2 protein-coding genes are annotated in these 2,266 nt (G+C 50.5%); both read left to right on the forward strand.

Annotation, left to right across the window (positions count from 1 at the left end):
* The coding region (locus PHAL_RS24310; RefSeq protein WP_158217517.1) for a putative Ig domain-containing protein at positions 1–279 on the forward strand (279 nt) is incomplete at its 5' end.
* Positions 280–326: 47 nt separating this feature from the next.
* Positions 327–2,266: tandem-95 repeat protein (locus PHAL_RS23420; RefSeq protein ID WP_237709903.1), on the forward strand; the 1,940-nt coding region annotated here is incomplete at its 3' end.

Here is a 2,266-nt window from a genome sequence, read left to right on the forward strand (position 1 = left end):
GTGGTAAACGTTAATGACGCCCCAACGATTGGTGGTGTTCCTGCATTAAATGTTGATCAAGATGCACCGTATAGCTTTACCCCAACCGCGAATGACATTGATGGTGACAGCTTAACCTTTAGCATCAGCAATAAGCCAAGTTGGGCGAGCTTTGATAGCAGCACAGGGCAGCTATCTGGCCCCCCGAGGAATGATGATGTGGGGGTAAATAATAACATTATTATCTCCGTATCAGACGGCGCGATCACCACAGCATTGAGTAGTTTTAACCTCAGGTAAATAACATCAATGATGCACCCACAATCAGTGTCACACCAAGCATCACGGTGAGTGAAGACAGCCCGTATCAATTTACCCCTACCGTGAGCGATATTGATGGCGACAGTTTAAGCTTTAGTATTATCAATAGACCAAGCTGGGCCAGCTTTAATACCAGCACTGGTGAGTTATCGGGCACACCGGATAACAGCCATGTGGGCAGTTATGCAGCGATTACCATCAGTGTGAGCGATGGCACAGTGAGCGCAAGCTTAGCGCCGTTTACCTTAGCAGTGACTAACACCAATGATGCCCCTGTTGGGCAAAACTTTAGCTTTAATCTTGATGAAGCAGCAACGCTTACCGTGGCGCTGGCCAATGGCTTATTAAGTAATGCCAGCGATGATGACACCGGCGATACACTGACGGCGGTCGGGGTGAGCCAACCGCAATTTGGTAGTTTAACGCTGAGCGGTGATGGCAGCTTTAGTTATCAACATGATGGCAGTGAAAACCATAGCGACAGCTTTACCTTCCAAGTACGCGACAGCGATGGGGCATTATCGGCGGTGCATACCGTGACACTGACGATAGCAGCGGTTGCCGATGCGCCTATTGCTGTTAATGACAGTGCTACAACCGATGAAGACACCGCCGTTAACTTTAGTTTGGTTGATAATGACACGGATGCCGAAGGGGACTTAGTGGCCGCCTCAGCTGCCATAGTATTACCGGCAAGTAAAGGCTCGGTGAGTATCACCAATGGCATTGCCACGTATACACCGAACGCCAATGAAACCGGGGTTGATACCTTTACCTATACTGTAAAAGATGCGGCGCTGAATACCTCCGCAGCGGCAACAGTGACCGTCACTATCACGCCAGTGAACGACATGCCTGTGGTACAGGCGGTGAGTATCAATGTGGATGAAGACACGCCATCAGCAGCAACGGCGCTGCGTAGTTTAGCAACGGATGTGGAAGACACTACGCCAACAGGGGATATCACCCTTGTCAGCGGCCCAACGTCAGGGCAGGTGGTGTTAGATCAAGTCGCGGGCACCTTTGTGTATACCCCTGATGCCAACGTGACAGGGCAAGATAGTTTCAGCTATACCTTAACCGATAGCGAAGGCGGGGTATCACTGCCTGCCACGGTGACCGTGAATATCGGTGCTGTGAACGACCGCCCAATTGTAGTCGATGATGCGATAACAACCGATGAAGACACCGCCGCGACCTTGGCTATTTTAGCCAACGACTCAGACGTGGAAGACAGCGGCTTTAACGCAGCGAATGTCAGCTTAGAGAACAAAGGCACCGGCGCTGGTATGTATGACTTTGCGGATGTGAGTGTCAATTTGGATGGCAGTTTAGCGATAACACCTAAACAAGATGTCAACGGTGTGTTTAGCTTTACCTACACCCTCACCGACAGTGAAGGGCTAAGCTCAACGCCTGCCACCGTGACACTGACCATTAACGCCATCAATGACGCCCCCGTTGCCATGGATAACACCGCACAACTGCAAGAAGAAGGCTCATTTGAGGTTAACGTGCTGGGTAACGACAGCGATGTAGATACCGGCGACAGCTTAGATGTAAGCAGTGTCAGCATCGTCACTGATGCTGTAAATGGTCAAACGCAAATCACCGCAACGGGCGCGATTATCTACACCGCCAACGCCGATTACTTCGGCAGCGACAGCTTCACCTATACCGTCAAAGACAGCAACGGCGCAACCTCCAACGTGGCTACTGTGACCATGACGGTCAACCCGGTGAATGACGCGCCAGTCGCACAAGCACAAACTTTGTCGCTCGATGAAGACGCCAGTTTATTGATCACTTTACTTGCCACCGACATTGAAAACGACAGCTTAACTTATCGCATTGATAGCGATGTGAGCCAAGGCACACTCGTGCAACAAAGTGCGGATAGCTGGCTGTATACACCCACAACTAACTACAATGGCAGTGACAGCTTTAGCTTTATTGCCAACGATGG

The sequence above is a fragment of the Pseudoalteromonas haloplanktis ATCC 14393 genome (assembly GCF_000238355.1).
GTDB classification, from domain to species: domain Bacteria; phylum Pseudomonadota; class Gammaproteobacteria; order Enterobacterales; family Alteromonadaceae; genus Pseudoalteromonas; species Pseudoalteromonas haloplanktis.